Origin of the sequence: Rhodanobacter sp. DHG33, assembly GCF_014843005.1 — a bacterium.
Taxonomy (GTDB): Bacteria; Pseudomonadota; Gammaproteobacteria; order Xanthomonadales; family Rhodanobacteraceae; genus Rhodanobacter_A.
Map to the genome: position 1 here is coordinate 120,219 of NZ_JACYXM010000005.1, position 15,887 is coordinate 136,105.

The 15,887-nt window shown below is 67.5% G+C and carries 12 protein-coding genes; 10 read left to right on the forward strand and 2 right to left on the reverse strand.

All coding sequences use genetic code 11. The features are described from left to right. Positions 1 to 36 precede the first annotated feature (36 nt). Positions 37 to 771 (forward strand): TlpA disulfide reductase family protein, encoded by a 735-nt coding sequence (locus IHE46_RS11125; protein WP_192164712.1) that lies wholly within the window; start codon positions 37 to 39, stop codon positions 769 to 771. 89 nt (positions 772 to 860) lie between these two features. Here the strand turns inward: IHE46_RS11125 and IHE46_RS11130 are convergent, their stop codons facing one another. Next, entirely contained in the window at positions 861 to 1,244 is a 384-nt protein-coding gene (locus IHE46_RS11130) for a helix-turn-helix domain-containing protein (protein ID WP_192164713.1), read from the reverse strand. A gap of 104 nt (positions 1,245 to 1,348) precedes the next feature. Between IHE46_RS11130 and IHE46_RS11135 the strand changes: the two genes are divergently transcribed. From IHE46_RS11135 to IHE46_RS11165, 7 genes are all read left to right on the forward strand, one after another. Then, positions 1,349 to 2,095, forward strand: coding sequence for a glucose 1-dehydrogenase (locus IHE46_RS11135; protein WP_192164714.1), 747 nt, complete (start codon positions 1,349 to 1,351; stop codon positions 2,093 to 2,095). A 185-nt stretch (positions 2,096 to 2,280) separates the two neighbouring features. Continuing rightward, the gene (locus IHE46_RS11140) at positions 2,281 to 3,375 is read left to right on the forward strand and encodes an AraC family transcriptional regulator (protein WP_192164715.1); all 1,095 of its coding nucleotides are present in this window, start codon (positions 2,281 to 2,283) and stop codon (positions 3,373 to 3,375) included. Between the two features lie 127 nt (positions 3,376 to 3,502). After that, a complete protein-coding gene (locus IHE46_RS11145) occupies positions 3,503 to 4,738 on the forward strand; it encodes a parallel beta-helix domain-containing protein (RefSeq protein WP_192164716.1) in 1,236 nt (411 codons plus the stop codon). Between the two features lie 7 nt (positions 4,739 to 4,745). Next, positions 4,746 to 5,903 (forward strand): SO2930 family diheme c-type cytochrome, encoded by a 1,158-nt coding sequence (locus IHE46_RS11150; protein ID WP_192164717.1) that lies wholly within the window; start codon positions 4,746 to 4,748, stop codon positions 5,901 to 5,903. A 79-nt stretch (positions 5,904 to 5,982) separates the two neighbouring features. Beyond that, positions 5,983 to 8,463 (forward strand): TonB-dependent receptor, encoded by a 2,481-nt coding sequence (locus tag IHE46_RS11155; protein WP_225562995.1) that lies wholly within the window; start codon positions 5,983 to 5,985, stop codon positions 8,461 to 8,463. Between the two features lie 2 nt (positions 8,464 to 8,465). After that, complete coding sequence (locus IHE46_RS11160) at positions 8,466 to 9,866, forward strand: coniferyl aldehyde dehydrogenase (RefSeq protein WP_192164719.1); 1,401 nt, start codon at positions 8,466 to 8,468, stop codon at positions 9,864 to 9,866. Positions 9,867 to 9,985: 119 nt separating this feature from the next. Next, the gene (locus IHE46_RS11165) at positions 9,986 to 10,204 is read left to right on the forward strand and encodes a GDCCVxC domain-containing (seleno)protein (RefSeq protein WP_192164720.1); all 219 of its coding nucleotides are present in this window, start codon (positions 9,986 to 9,988) and stop codon (positions 10,202 to 10,204) included. Between the two features lie 58 nt (positions 10,205 to 10,262). Here the strand turns inward: IHE46_RS11165 and IHE46_RS11170 are convergent, their stop codons facing one another. Further along, on the reverse strand, positions 10,263 to 11,765 hold the full coding sequence (locus tag IHE46_RS11170; protein WP_192164721.1) for an outer membrane protein transport protein: 1,503 nt from the start codon (positions 11,763 to 11,765) through the stop codon (positions 10,263 to 10,265). Positions 11,766 to 11,950: 185 nt separating this feature from the next. Between IHE46_RS11170 and IHE46_RS11175 the strand changes: the two genes are divergently transcribed. After that, positions 11,951 to 12,244 (forward strand): YcgL domain-containing protein, encoded by a 294-nt coding sequence (locus IHE46_RS11175; RefSeq protein WP_192164722.1) that lies wholly within the window; start codon positions 11,951 to 11,953, stop codon positions 12,242 to 12,244. A gap of 65 nt (positions 12,245 to 12,309) precedes the next feature. Further along, positions 12,310 to 15,789: an ankyrin repeat domain-containing protein gene (locus IHE46_RS11180; RefSeq protein ID WP_192164723.1), complete on the forward strand. Its 3,480-nt coding sequence runs from the start codon at positions 12,310 to 12,312 to the stop codon at positions 15,787 to 15,789. Positions 15,790 to 15,887: the final 98 nt, after the last annotated feature.

A 15,887-nucleotide genomic window follows, 5' to 3' on the forward strand; every position in this document is an offset into this window, starting at 1 on the left:
ATTAGCCTCGCGGCTCCACATCCATAAGGAACCGCGATGCCTCGTCTGCCTGCGATCGCTTGCCTGCTTGCCAGTCTGTTCGCCGGCTCCGCCGCTTACGCGCAAACCGCAGCCCAGAAACAGCAGCTGATTTCCGCCATGCTGCTGCCCAGCAACGCGAAAATCACTTTCCTCGACAGCAGCGGCAGGCCCATCGGCTACGACGACTTCATGCGTCAGGCCCGCACTCCCGGCGCATCCTTCTCCAAGGACGTCAATGCGCAATCCGACGTCGTGCTGCGCATCAACTCCGCCCACCAGGCTCCGGCGCCCAATACGCTATCGCTCAAGCTCAAACCCGGTGCCGCACTGCCCGCCTTCGACCTTCGCACTGCGCAGGGCCAGCGCGTGACGAATGCTGACTTCAAGGGCCATTACACCTTGCTCAGCTTCTACTTCGCCGAATGCATCCCCTGCATCGCCGAAGTGCCCACGCTCAACGCATTGGCGCTACAGCACAAGGACTTCAAGCTGCTTGCTGTGACCTATGATCCACGCGACACCGCGCTGGCATTCGCAAAGCAACGGAATCTGCGTGTGCCCAGTCTTGTAGGGGCCCAGTCGTGGATCGATTCGCTCGGCGTCACGACGTATCCCGCCCTGCTGCTGATCGATCCCCAGGGCCGCCTGGTTGCCGCCACGGTCAGCACGGCGCTTGCCACCACGGCGGATCGCGATATCCCTACCCCCAGGGAAATCACGCAATGGGCGGAGCAGCACCGCAAGCCGTAACGCGCCACAACGCGAAAACGGCGCCCGGCAATGTCCGGTGTGCCGCCGACCAGTGGATCACTTCATCGGCATCTGCGGCAACATCACGCTCAGCGACTTTTTGCCTTCTTCTTCGCCGCCGTCGGCTTCTCTCTTCCCATCCCGGCTCCAGCCTGCGCGCGATGCGCATTGAGGATCGCGGGGATCAGGCCGGGGAAACGCTGCTCGATTTCCGCGCAGCGCGTGGTGTTGTGCATCTCCACGCCGAAGCGCTCGCTGCGTACCAGGCCCGCTTCGCGCAGGACGCGGAAGTGCTGCGACAGCGAGGACTTGGGAATGGTGCGGTCGCTGACCTGCTGCAAGGCAGTACAGGTTGCGGCGCAGTCCAGGCCCGCCAGCTTGGCATAGATGGACGCACGCACGGGATCGGACAGCGCATGGAGGATGCCCTCCACGGAGACGTCGTCGATCGAGGGATGGAACAGTGGGCGCATGGCGGCATTCTAGCCGGCCCTTGTGCTTTGTTCTATAGTTCATATATCTTGAACTACGGTAACGAAGAACCAAATTCCCCACGCCCACTCGCAGGAACCCATCCATGAACAAGCTCCAAGGCAAGACCGCCCTCGTCACGGGCGCATCCAAGGGCATCGGCGCAGCCATCGCCAAGGCGCTCGCCGCCGCAGGCGCCGCCGTCGCCGTGAACTACGCCTCCAGCAAGGCCGGCGCCGACGCCGTAGTGGCCGAGATCACCAAGGCCGGCGGCAAGGCTTTTGCCGTGCAGGGCAATGTCGCCGATGCGGCCGACGCGCAGGCCATCGTCGCGCAGACGGTCGAACATTTCGGCGGCCTCGACATCCTGGTCAACAATTCGGGCGTCTACGAATTCGCGCCGCTCGAGGCCATCACCGAAGAGCACTACCGCAAGCAATTCGACGTCAACGTGCTGGGCTTGCTGTTGACCACGCAGGCGGCGGCAAAGCACCTCGGCCAGGGCGGCAGCATCATCAACATCGGCTCGCTGGTCAGCCGCATCACGCCGCCGGCCTCGGCGGTGTACACGGCCACCAAGTCGGCAGTGGAAGGCATCACGGGTGCGCTGGCACGGGAGCTGGGCCCGCGCGGCATCCGCGTCAACGCGCTGAATCCGGGCATCGTGGAGACCGAAGGCACCCACACCGCTGGCTTCATCGGCTCGGAGTTCGAGACCCAGGCCGTGGCGCAGACGCCGCTGGGCCGCATCGGCCAGCCGCAGGACATCGCATCCATTGCAGTGTTCCTGGCGTCCGATGATGCCGGCTGGCTGACCGGCGAAAAGCTCTACGCGAGCGGCGGCCTGCACTAAACCACCCACGCGGCGGAGAGCATCCCCGGCACTCGTCGCGCCGGGGATGCTCTCTGCCGACACTTGTTCGAAAGCAGCCTCCAGTCCAATTGCTTGCGCAATGCACAAGCGGCTGGCGGCACAGACGTGCTAGAAAGCCCGGATCGCAGGCCGCCTTGGCCTGGCTGCGTCGGAGCATCGGCACCATGGCACGTCCCGCCGGCATGATCGGCTTCCATTCCAGCGCGCACGCCACACCGGCGACGGACGATCCGCGCTACACCGCCGCGGAATTCCCCACCAACAAGCTGCTCTACCTGACCCAACTCGCGGACGCCTGCGGCGTGGACAGCCGCTCGTGGTTCGGCGGACTGGCACTTAATCGCGCGCAGATCGCCGACCCGGCGCTGCGCGTTTCCTACCGGCAGGCCAGCCTGTTCGTGCACCGCGCGCTCGCCGCTCTGGGCGCGGCGGGCGTGCGCGACGCCGGGCTGCGCATCGGTCGCGAAGGCAGCATCGGCGGCTTCGGCCTGCTGGGGCTGGCGATGATGACCTCGCGCACCTTCGGCGAGGCGATGCTGGCCGGCATCGCGCATCACAAGATCTGCGGCTGCCTGCTCGATCTCGCGTTCGAGCCGGTGGACGAGCACGCCGTGGCGATGGTCGCGCTGCCGCTGTTCGACGACGCCAGCCTGTTGCCGTTCTTCTGCGAGGAACTGTTTGCCAGCTCGACGCTGATCGCGCGCGAGCTGGTCGGCGCCGAGCTGCGGCCGCTGCGGCTGGAGCTGGCCTATCCGCGCCCCGAGCACGCCGACGAGTACACGCAACTGTTCGGCTGCGAGCTGCGCTTCGACGCGCCGCGCTGCCGCCTGCTGATCGACACGCAATGGCTGGGCCGCCCGCTGCCCGGCTACAACCCGCTCACTGCGCAACAGGCGCTGGCGCTGTGCGCGCAGCAACGCACGCCGGACGGCGGCGAGCCGCACCAGGAAATCGTCGCCGCGGTGGAACGCCTGCTGCGCGGCCGCTTGCGCCAGCAGCCGACGCTCAACGACGTGGCGCGCACGCTCAACCTCAGCGAACGCTCGCTGCGCCGACGGCTCACCGAAAGCGGACGCGTGTTCCGCGAGATCCACGACCGCGTGCGCGCCGAGCGCGCACTGCAGTTGCTGCAGGCCGGCGACTTGAGCGTGGCCGAGATCGGCGGCGAGGTGGGTTTCAGCGACCCGCGCGAATTCCGCCGCGCCTTCAAGCGCTGGACCGGCATGGCGCCGCAGGAAGCTCGCCGCGGCGCGGCCTGATCGCCTTCCACGGCCAACACTGGCCGTTTTGCCCCCCGCGACTTGGCCGTTTTGCCCTCCCCAACTGCAATGTCTTGCGGGACAGTGGGCCATCCGCAATGCCGTTCGAATGGGGAGTTCAACGATCATGCGCAAGACGCTCATCGCCGCGACGTTCGCCGTCGTACTTGCCGGTTGCAGCAGCCAGCAGGCGCCCGCGCCGCAGAATGCCTCCGACGCCGGCTTCGAATCGAAGCTGCAGGAACAGCTGCTGGACGCCAAGCCCGGCACCGTCATCGACATTCCCGCAGGTCACTACCACCTCACGCGCGGCCTCAGCCTGCGCACCGACGGCGTCACCATCAAGGGCGCCGGCAAGGACCAGACCGTGCTCTCGTTCAAGGGCCAGGTGGTCGGCCCCGAAGGCCTGCTGGTCAACGCCAACGACTTCACCATCGAGAACCTCACCATCGAGGACACCAAGGGCGATGCGCTGAAGATCAACCACGGCAAGAACATCACCATCCACGGCGTGCGTACGCAGTGGACGGGCGGCTCCCAGACCAGCAACGGCCCCTACGGCATCTATCCGGTGAAGACGCAGAACGTGCTGATCGAGGATTCGGAAGCCATCGGCGCCTCCGACTCGGGCATCTACGTAGGCCAGTCCAACAACGTGATCGTGCGCAACAACCGCGCCGAGCAGAACGTGGCCGGCATCGAGATTGAGAACACGGTGAATGCCGACGTGTACGGCAACACCGCCACCAACAACTCCGGCGGCATCCTGGTGTTCAACATGCCCGACCTGCTGATGGAAGGCAGCGGCACGCGCGTGTTCAAGAACCAGGTCATCGCCAACAACCACGACAACTTCGCGGCGAACGGCTCGGCGGTGGCCAGCGTGCCGGCGGGCTCGGGCGTGGTGGTGAACTCCAACCCGAAGGTGGAGATCTTCGACAACGACATCGCCGACAACAAGACGGCGAACATCATCGTCTCCAGCTTCTACTCCACCAACTACGCCAGCAAGACCGGCGTGGCGGCCGGCTACGACCCGTACCCGAAGGGCATCTTCATCTACGGCAACCGCCTCAAGGGCGGCGGCGACTCGCCCAGCGGGCTGGACTTCAAGACGCTGAAGATCGCGATGTTCGGCATCGGCGGCCACTTCCCCGACGTGCTGTGGGACGGCTACAGCGACCCGAAATTCACCGACAAGACGCTGCCTCCGCAGGACCGCATCTGCATCCAGGACGTCAGCGGCGTGGTCGATGCCGACGGCCCCGACGGCTACAAGCACCCGAATACGGACATGAAGCCGTTCCAGTGCACGATCGACAAGCTGCCGGCGGTGACGCTGAACCCCGAGCCGAAGCTCTGAGGGCGCGATGGTGAAGTCCGCGAAACACGCCGCCGCGCCGCTGGTGTCGCTCCTGCTGGCCTTGTTGTTGGCCGGCTGCCAGCGCGGCATGCCGCCAGTCGCATTCCACGCCGATGGCCGACCGACCAAGCTCAGCGACTGGCACGTGCTCGAATCCAGCGACGGCAAGCTCGAGCTCAACGCCGGCGTGGTGCCGTACGACCTCAACACGCGCCTGTTCACCGACTACGTGCACAAGCTGCGTACGGTGTGGATGCCCAAGGGCGTCTCGGCGAAATACGACGCGAAGAACACGTTCGACTTCCCGGTCGGCACCATCATCTCCAAGACCTTCTATTACCCGCGCGCCGCCGACGGCAAATACAGCGACGTGGCGCGCACGCAGGACTACAGCGGCGACTTCGCCGGACAGGGGCTGCGCCTCGCCAGCGTGCACCTGGTGGAAACGCGCCTGCTGGTGCGCCGCAAGGAAGGCTGGACGCCCTTCGTCTACGTGTGGAATGCGCAGCAGACCGAAGCCAACCTGGTGCGCACTGGCGACGTGCAGGCGCTCACTCTCGTCGATGCGCAGGGCCAGCGCGAGGACTTCAACTACGTGGTGCCCGACGAAGGCCAGTGCGTGAACTGCCACGAGGCCGACATGATCGGCCGCAGCATCCTGCCGATCGGCCCCAAGGCACGCCACCTCAACCGCGACTACGACTACGGCAGCGGCCGCGAGAACCAGCTGGAACACCTGGTCGGCGTGGGCTACCTGATGGACATGCCCAAGCTGGCCGACGTGCCCAAGGCCGCCAACTGGCGCGATCCCAGCGCGTCGCTCGATGCGCGCGCACGGGCCTACCTCGATATCAACTGCGCGATGTGCCACAACCCGAACGGCGAGGCCAGCGTCACCGGTTTCTCGCTCGGCCCGGACGTGCCGGAAGACCACCATCTCGGCATCTGCAAATCGCCCGAGGCGGCCGGACCGGCCACCGGCGGTCGCCTGTTCGACATCGTGCCAGGCAAGCCGGACGAGTCGATCATCATGAACCGCATCGGCTCCACCCGGCCCGGCGTGATGATGCCGGAGATCGGCCGCAGCACCGTGGATCGCGAGGGCGAGGCGCTGATCCGCGCGTGGATTCTTTCGCTCAAGGGGAACTGCGACATCGTGCATTGAGCGCAGTCGCAGGGGACGAAAACTTTCGGCGCGGTCTCCGCGCCATGCGTGACCAAGCCTGGGGAGAACGGGTATGACGATGCGCCAACGACCACTGTCCGCGGTAGTGCGCCAGATGCTGTACGGCGGCACCGTCCTGCTGCTGTGCACGCCCTTGCCGATACTGGCCGACCAGGCTGCCGCACCCACGCAGGACACCGCATCCGCGAACTCCAAGTCCGACGCCGACAAGAAGCCCGACACCGACAAGGCCAAACAGCTCGGTGCCGTCACCGTCACCGCCCAGAGTCGTGCGCAGGAAGTGCAGGACGTACCGATCGCGCTGCAGATCGTCTCGGCCAAGCAGGTCGACACGCTGGCCGCCACCGATATCAGCAAGATCGACATCTTCGTGCCCGGCTTGGTGGTGGGAGCCACCCAGCCCACACAGCCTTCGTTTGAATTGCGCGGCGTGCAGTCCTCGGGCAATTTCGGCATCGGCGTCGACCAGCCGGTGGGCGTATACATCGACGGCGTCTATGCAGGCAGCACCGGCGGCACGTTGCTGGCCTTCAACGATCTCAAGCGCATCGAGGTGCTGAAAGGCCCGCAGGGCACTCTGTTCGGCCGCAACGCGGCAGGCGGTGCCATTTCCATCGTCACCAACGAGCCCAGCGACCATTTCGAGGCCGAGGGCAAGCTGCGTATCGGCAACTACGGCGAGCGCTACGGCGACGCGCTGGTCAACATCCCGCTCAACCAGGACATGGCGCTGCGGGTCAGCGTGATGGACAACCAGAGCGACGGCTGGGTGAAGGATGCCGCCACCGGCAAACACTACGGTGTCAACGACGACTGGGGCACGCGCTCGGTGTTCCGCTGGAACCTCACGCCGGATACCCGCGTGCTGCTGTCCTGGGACCACGAACAGCTCAAGCAACCGCCGCATCCGGCGTTCGGGCTGATCCCGCTCTCGAACGACACCAACCAGCGCGCGCCCTTCCCGGCCGACCCGGCCACTTTCCTCAATCCATTGCACACTCCGCTCTACAACGATGCAGTGAACGCGATCGAGAAGCGGCGTTTCGATGGCAGCACGCTCACCATCGACCACAACTTCGGTTGGGGCAGCCTCACCTCCACTACTGCCTGGCGCAATTTCGACACGGTGAATCTGGGCGACTACGACGGCACCAACCACATCGTCGACTACCTCGAAACCGGCAACTACGAGCACAACAACAGCTGGTACCAGGAGTTCAAGCTGAGCGGCAACACCGACCTGATCGACTGGGTGGCCGGCACCAGCTGGTACAGCGAGCAGGGACGCCAGACCAGCGAGGCCGGCGTCACCACCGACAGCCTCGACACCCTGGCGCAGAACGTAATGGGCGTGGGCACTCCGCTCACCGACATCAGCGAGGGGCTGGCCGCGATGGGGCTACCCTATACCTTGCTCGGCGACATGTGGCGCGAGCGCATCATGAACGACGAGAACTACAAGTCGTGGGCGGTATACGGCGATGTGATCTGGCACCTCAGCGATAGCCTCAACCTCACCACCGGCGTGCGCTTCACCCACGACCAGAAAAGCTTCAGCTGGTACAACCCGCCGCGCGACGCGCCGCAGTTCGATGCCACCGTACTGGCGCTGAACAACGCCGGCATCACCGCGATGCTTCCGCCCGATGCGCAATACGCGCTGGCCGCATTCGGTCAGAACGTCATCTTTACCCAGGGCACCGGTTCGCCGGTGGGCGTGCTGGTGAATGCCAACCGCAGTTGGACCGACGTCAGCCCGCGTGCGGTACTCGACTACAAGTTCACGCCGAACATCATGGGCTACGTCTCGGTGGCCAAGGGTTACCAGGCCGGCGGCTTCGGCTTCCAGCAGTTCAATTCGACCTATGCGCCCGAGACGGTGTGGAACTACGAAGCGGGGGTCAAGACGCTGTTTCCGGCAGCGAACCTGTTGCTCAACGGATCGATCTACCACTATCGGTATCTCAATCAGCAGAGCCTGATCCTGTTCACCGACACCACCATCCCGCACTATGGCATCAGCAGCAGCAACGAACAGGCCAGCGGCGCGGAACTCGAGTTGCAGTGGCAGCCGACCGACGCACTGCAGATCGGCTTCAATGCCGCCTACATCGACCAGACCTACCTCAACACCGTGCAGAACGACATCGACGTCAGCAACCAGCCCACCGGCACGCCGAAGTATTCCTATACGGCGCACGCCAGCTATACATGGCGCGACGTGGCCAACGGCGACGTGAGCTTCGACTGGACCTATGGCTACCGCTCCAGAACCCGCTGCAACAGCGGCTCGCAGCAGCAAGGCACCTGCCAGATGAGTCCCAATTTCTCCGTGGGCACCGCGCAGAACCGCACCGACGTACGGCTGGGCTGGGACGCCGCACATGACCGCTGGGGCGTGGCCGTGTTCGCCAGCAACCTGTTCAACCATCGCTACGTATACGGCGTGGACAACACCGCGGGGCAAGTGTTCGGCACGCCCTACGCCAACATCATGCCGCCGCGCACCTGGGGCATGGAACTGCACGCGAGGTGGTGACCATGCCTGATCTCGCCGCCGCCCTGCAGCACATGCGTGAGGCCCAGTCCTGCGATCTCTCGCCGGACTGGCGGACGCGCGCGGAGCGCCTGCGCGCACTGGAACGCCTTCTGCAAACGCACCGCGACGGCATCGCCGCCGCGATCCACGCCGATTTCGGCAACCGCCCGACGGAAGAAACCGAGCTGCTGGAAATCTTTCCCAGCCTCTCGGCCGTGCGCCACGCCCTGCGCCACGGCAAGCGCTGGATGCGGCCGAAGCGCCGCTTCGCCGACCTGCTGTTCCTGCCCGCACGCACCGAGCTGCATCCGCAGCCGCTGGGCGTGGTGGGCATCATCGTGCCGTGGAACTACCCGCTGTATCTCGCGGTGGGGCCGCTGGTGGATGCGCTGGCCGCCGGCAACCGCGTGATGCTGAAGATGAGCGAATACACGCCGCGCCTCTCCGCCTTGTTCGCCGAACTCGTCACCAAATACTTCCGCAACGACGAAGTGCAGGTCATCAACGGCGACGCCACCGTGGGCCAGGCCTTCTCCGCGCTGCCGTTCGACCATCTGCTGTTCACCGGCTCCACCGCCGTGGGCCACCACGTGATGCGCGCAGCAGCCGCCAACCTCACCCCGGTGACGCTGGAACTGGGCGGCAAATCGCCCGCGATCCTCGGCCCCGGCGCGCGCATGGAGCAGGCGGCGGAACGCATCCTGTTCGGCAAGCTGGTCAACGCAGGACAAACCTGCATCGCGCCCGACTACGTGCTGCTGCCGCGCGCGCAAATGGCGGAATTCATCGCCGCCGCGCGTGCGGCGGTGACGCGCCTGTACCCCGACCTCGCGCGCAACCCGCAATACGCCAGCATCGCGACCGAGCGCCACTACGGGCGGCTGTCCGCGCTGCGCGACGACGCAAAAGCCGCCGGCGCTTCGATCGAACCGCTGAGCGACGCCGCACCCGACGCCGCGCGACGCCTGTTGCCGCCCGTGCTGCTTGCGAACGTGCGCGACGACATGACCGTGATGCAAGAAGAAATCTTCGGCCCGCTGCTACCGCTGCTGCCGTACGACACGCTGGACGAAGCCATCGCCTACGTGGGTGCGCGCGCGCACCCGCTGGCGCTGTACCTGTTCGAGACGGACTCGTCCCTCATCGACCGCGTGCTTGCCCGCACCCACGCCGGCGGCGTCACCGTCAACGACACGCTCTACCACATCGCCCAGCACGAGCTGCCGTTCGGCGGCGTCGGCGCTTCGGGCATGGGCGGCTACCACGGCGAAGCCGGGTTCCGCACTTTCTCGCACATGAAACCCGTGTTCCGCCAGGCACGCTGGAATGGCGCTGGCCTGCTCAACCCGCCCTACGGCAAGCGCTTTCGGCAGATGCTGGGGTTGATGCTCAAGCGTGGTTGATGGCTCCGACGCGTTGGTGGCTAGCAGCACCAAGACGCCGCATGGCCTGTTCTGCCCGGGCATAACGCTCTGCCATTTGCTTTCGCGGCATGTCTGTCGGGCCGTGTAAAGTCGCTCGCATGTCCAGCATCACGCTTGAGTCGACCATCACCTGTCCCGAATGCGGCACGGCCAAGCGAGAGGTCATGCCCACCGACGCGTGCCAGTGGTTCTACGAATGCGAGTCCTGCCATGCGCTGCTCCGGCCGTTGCCGGGAGACTGCTGCGTGTTCTGTTCCTACGGCACGGTCAAGTGTCCGCCGATCCAGCAAGGCAGCGGCTGCTGCAGCGGCACCTGACAAAAAAGCCTCCCCGCGAACGGGGAGGCTTTTGAGAGTGTTCCTTTCGCCGAAGCGATCAGAACTTGTACTGCGCCGACAGGCTCAGCAGGTTGCCGTAGTCGTCGAAGCTGCCGGTGAGGATGTCGCCGGTGGCATCGACCGCGCCGTTCACGCCCGCGTGGGAGACGAAGATGTGCGCGTAGGCCGCATTGATCTGGAAGTTGTCGGTGGCCTTGTAGCCGATGCCGAAGGTGACCATGTGGCGCGCCGCGTCAGGCACGCGCGGATCGCGGTTGCCGGCATCCATCGGCGCCTGGTCGATAGCCACGCCCGCACGCAGGGTCAGCTTGTCGGTGGCGTAGTACTCGCCGCCCACCGAGACGTAGTAGGTGTTGCGCCAGTTGAACGGCAGCGTGGTGGCCGGTTGCGTCGGGTTGGCGTAGTTCACCGTGAGGCTGCGCATCACGCTCCACTGCGTCCACGACACGTCCGCACCGATGCCGAACTGCGACTCCTGGTGCCAGTAGCTGAAGGTTGCCGTGGCCGGGTTGGTCAGGCGGGCCGTGCCGTTGGTGTGCTGGAACGCCGGGATGCTGCCCGACAGCTGCGGGTTCTGCAGCAGCAGATCGTAGCCCGGCGTGGTGGTGAAGTTGGCGGTGCCGTCGATGTCGTGCGTGATGCGCGAACGGTAGTCCAGCGCCACGCGATCGTTCGCGGTCGGCTTCCAGTAGGTGCCGATCTGCCAGCCCCAGGCCCAGTTGTTGCCCTGCACGTTGGCGTAGCCGTCCGAACCCTGCGGGGTCAACGCGGCCACGCCCGAGGCGGCGGCCTGCGCCTGCGCGGCGGCGGCCTGGGCCATGGCGGCGGCCTGCGTCGGCGAGATCTGCCCGGCCGCGGCGGCGGCCTGGATCTGCGCGATGGCCGCGGCGGCCTTCTCGCCGATGCCCTGCTGGATGCCCAGGCCCACGGCGTTGAAGTTGATCGCGTTGGTCAGCTGCGCATTGGTGCGCTCGGCGATGGCGCTGGCGCCGATGCTCCACTCGTCGTTGATCTTGAACGAGGCGGACAGCGTGGTGTCGTACGAGCGCAGCAGGGTCTTGATGGCGTCGTAGCGGCCCACCCAGTTGCTGTCGTATTCGGTCTGGAAACCGTAGGGCACGTCGAAGGCGATGCCGAGGTTCACGCGGTCGCTCACCTTGGTGGCGATCGACAGCGCAGGCACCGGCAGCGTGGTGCCGGCGTCGCCGCCGTTGCCGCCGCTGATCGGGCGGCCCAGCGCGTCGGTGGCCGTGCCGCTGAACTTGGCGCTGAAGTTGACCGCGGTGATGTCGGCCTGCACGTAGGTGCCGTCGAAGTCGCTCATTGCCGCCGGGTTGTTTTCGACCACCGACAGATCGCCGCCGGCCGTGGCGGAACCCGCATAGGCGCGGCCCATTCCCTGTGCGCTGTTCTCATGCAACTGGAAGGCGCTGGCATGGGCCATGCCCGGCGCGACCAGGGCGCCCGCGACGGCCAGGCTGAGCGCGGCGAGCGTCAGCGGACGGGAGGCACTCGAAAGGGAACGGAGAGACTTGTGCATCACGGGCTCCTGCTTTGCTTATAGGTGTTGGGCGATTCGCATGCGGACAGGTTCCACACGAAATTCATACGGGCGTTTAACATCCCTGCGCGGCACTGTGCCCGCTCGTTCCGGGGCTTGCAAGTGCTGGCGCAGCAATCGCAGCGATAATCCGCGCCCTCGCCGCCGCGAATCAGGAGACCGCCATGCAGTGCTACATCTACGCCAGCCGCCGCAAGCCCGACACCTATCTATGGCTGGCTAAACGCGACGGTTTCGGCGTCTTGCCCGAATCGTTGCGCAGCATGCTGGGCGACCTGCGCTTCGCCATGGAACTGCAGCTGGACCCGCAGCGCCGCCTGCCGCGCGAAGACGCCGCCCAGGTACTGGCGCACCTGGGCGAACAGGGCTGGCATCTGCAGCTGCCGCCGGAGAGCGCGCTGACCGGCGCCAACCATCCGGCCTACGGCGCGCCCCTGCGCGGCACGCAGCAGGATTGAACCTGCGGTTTCCGCGTTAACGCGAGGTTACCGTCTGCCTTCATCACGATTCCTATACTGTGACGATGACCCAGACCAAATCGCGCCGACGCCCGCCACTCCTGCAGACACTCGCCTGGTTCGTTCCCGGGCTGCTCGCCGTGGCGCTGGCCGGTACGGTCGCCCATCCGCTGACCCTCATACCGCTGCTGCTGGCCAACGCGCTGACGATGGCCGCGGTGTGCCATGCCATCGGTTTCGAACCCGAGCCCAGCTTCGCGCGTACCGTCTTGCGCCGCGGTGCCGCGCACCTGGTGATGTTCACCGGTTACGCGGTGATCGTGTTCGTGTTGGTAGCGTGGCCCATGCTGGCGCTGAGCAAGTCGCACAGCCTCGTCGCGGCCCTGGCCTTGGTCGCCACGCTGGTGCTGGCGCTGGCCGTGCTGTGGCGGCCGTGGCCTGCGTTCGGCCTGGTGTTCGTGTGGGACGACGCCTATCCGGCGAAGCACGACGGCTCGTGGATCTTCACCGCCACCCTGCGCAGCCTGATGTTCGGCCGCCACCTGTCGCGCGAGGAACGCTTCTTCAGCCATTTCCTGCCCGCCGCGCTGGCCCTGCTGGTGATGACCTGGGGCACCATCGCGCTGAGCGGCCTCTATGGCGTGCTGCCTTCGGAAATCCGCACCGCGGCGCTGGCGCTGTATGGCGTGCTGGTGCTGCCGCTGGGCTGCCTGATCGTGGCCAACCGCACGCTGCGCACCTTGTTGTGCGCGCAGCACGACCAGCATCGCCGTCGCGCCGAACTGGCCGGTGAGGCCTTTGCAAAGCCGGCCGCACCCGTCGTCGTCGCCCCATTGAGCGAAGAGGAGCGCACAGCCGGTACGCCGGAACAGGCCGCCGCCCTGCTCGCCGCCACCCGCGACGGCGACATCGAACGCGCATTGGCACTGGTCGAGGCCGGCGCCGATCCGGCCACCGCACCGCTGCCCGGCGACCGCGACCAGCGTCCCGTGCTGATGCTCGCGGCGCTGCTGCCGGATACCCGCCTGCTGCGCGCGCTGATCGCCAAGGGCGCGGACGTCAACCGCGCCAGCGGCGGCCTCACCCCGCTGCTCGCCGCCACGCGCGACAGCCTGCACGGCCGCGCCGAAGCGGTGATGACCCTGCTCGCCAACGGCGCCAATCCGCTCGCCGCCGACGGCGAAGGCCGCACCGCATTGCACGGCGCCGTGCTCGGCGAGGAACCGATGGTGGCGGCGATGCTGCTGGACGCCGGCGCACCGATCAACGCGCTCGACCGGTCCGGCGCCAGCCCGCTCGCGGTGGCCTGCCGCGCCGCCAACTGGACGCTGGCGAAATTCCTGCTGGAACGCGGCGCCAAGGCCGCTCCCGCCAACGGCGAACCCGCGCTGGTCGCCGCCGCCGGCATTCCCGACGACGATCCTGCCGGCGTGAAGCTGCTGCTCAAGCACCGCGCTGCGGTGAATGCGGTGGACACGCGCCGCCGCAGCGCGCTGATCGCCGCCGCAGCCGAAGGCCACGAACAGATCGCTCGCGCACTGTGCGCCGCCGGCGCCGACGCCGCGCTGGCCGACCGCCACGGCAGCACGGCATTGATGGAAGCCGCGCGTGCCGGCGCGGTGGGCATCGTGCAGCGCCTCGCCGAAACGCAGCCCGACGCCCGCGCGCGCGACAGCCACGGTCGCGACGCGCTCACGCTCGCCTGCCAATCGCCGCGTGCGCATGCCGACACCGTGCGTGCGCTGCTCGCGCTGGGCGCGGAACCGAAGACACCGGGTAGCGACGGCCGCAGCGCACTCGATCACGCCGCCGCCACCGGCCGCTGGGACCTGGTCGCCCTGCTCGACCCGGAAACGCCGTTGCCCACCAGCATCGGCCAGATGGCCTTGTCCAGCGGCGCGGACACGCCGGCACACCTGCTCGACGCGCTGCGCTTCGGCCACTGGGCCATCGTCTCCGGCTTCACCGCACGCGTGCGCGAATGGCCGCAAGCGCAACTCGCCCAGCTCTACCTCGACCTGGCGCAGCCCGGCCTGAGCCAGGCGCGGCGCTGGCTGCTGGACCACGGTCTCGATGCCGAAGCGCGCCTCGCCGCGCAGCAACCCGACGACGCGCACGACGACGAGTCCGTCGCTGCCGATGGCGAACGCGCTGCGTTGCCGCCGTTGGGGCGCCGCCTGTTCGACGCCCTGCTGCTGCAACTCCCCGCTTCCACCGAAGCCATCGAGGATCTGTTGCAGTCCGGCTCCACGCCAGCCGGCGCCGGCCTGTTGGCGCAGGCGCTGCAGCGCCTGGCCGGTTCGACGCAGGGCTCGGCGCTGCCGCTGGCCATGCTGGAACGCGGCGCCGATCCCTTCGGGCCCGATGCACGCGAGCGCACGCCGCTGCAGCTCGCCGCGGTGAACGGCCTGCCCGACTTGCTGCACGCCCTGCTCGTACGCGGCTGCAACCCGAACTGCCGCGACCGCGACGGCCGCACGCCGCTGTTCGCCGCGCTGGAGCACGGCGAAGCCGCGCTGCCCATGGTCCGCGCGTTGATCGCCCACGGCGCCGACGCCGAATCCGCCGATGCCAACGGCGAGACGCCACTGGGCCTGGCGCTGGAACATCCCGCGATCGACCGCTGGCTGGATTGGGGCCACTGGCCACGTCCGCGCCGTCCGCTGCGCGCCGACGATCTGCCGGCGGCGGCGCAGGCCGGCGCGCTGACCGCCGTGCAACGCCTGCTGGATCTGGGCTTTCCCGTCGACACCGTCGATGCGCACGGCGCCAGCGCGCTGCTGCACGCCTGCGGCGCCGGTCACCGTGAGATCGCGGCCTGCCTGCTCGATGCCGGCGCCGATCCCGCACTGGCCACCGCCAACGGCATCACGCCGCTGGTCGCTGCAGTGGCCGGTGGCCGCGAAGGCACCGTAACGCTGTTGCTGGAGCGCAAGGCCGAGGTCGACCAGCGCCTGCCGAACCAGAACACCGCGCTGATGGTGGCCGCGGCGATGGGTCGCCCGGAACTGGCCGAGGCGCTGCTCGCCGCCGGGGCCGACGTCGATGCCGTCGATGCGCGCGGCCACAGCGCGCTGCATGCCGCTGCGCAATTCGGCTTCGAGCACAACGACAGCCTGCGCGCGCGCCGCCTGCTCGACGTGCTGCTCAAGCACGGCGCCACCGTCGACCGCGCCGACGGCGAAGGCAAGACTCCGCTGCTGCTGCTGCTCGGCGCCTCGCAGCGTCCCGGCAGCGAATGCGACGCCACCCACCTCGGTGCACTGGTGCCCGCACTGCTGGAGGCGGGCGCCAACGTGGCGCACGCCGACCAGCGCGGCGTCACCGCGCTGCACGCCTGCGCCATGCATGCCCTGCTCGCGCCGGCCCGCGTGCTGCTGTCGCGCGGCGCTGACCGCGGCGCCACCGATGCTTTCGGCCGCACCGCGGCAGACGTCGCCCGCCAGATCGGCTACGTGGACATCGCCCACGAGCTCGCGGTGCGCAGCAGCGCCATCCCCAGCGTGCGGCAGACGCTGCGGCAACCGGCGCAGCCGTCGGAATGACGTGTTCGCCATGACTGTCCTGCCTTCGACGGAATGAAGCGCAGGCATCCGGCATGACCAACGCCACTGGCTCGCCGCGGTTGCCGTCGGGATAGTTC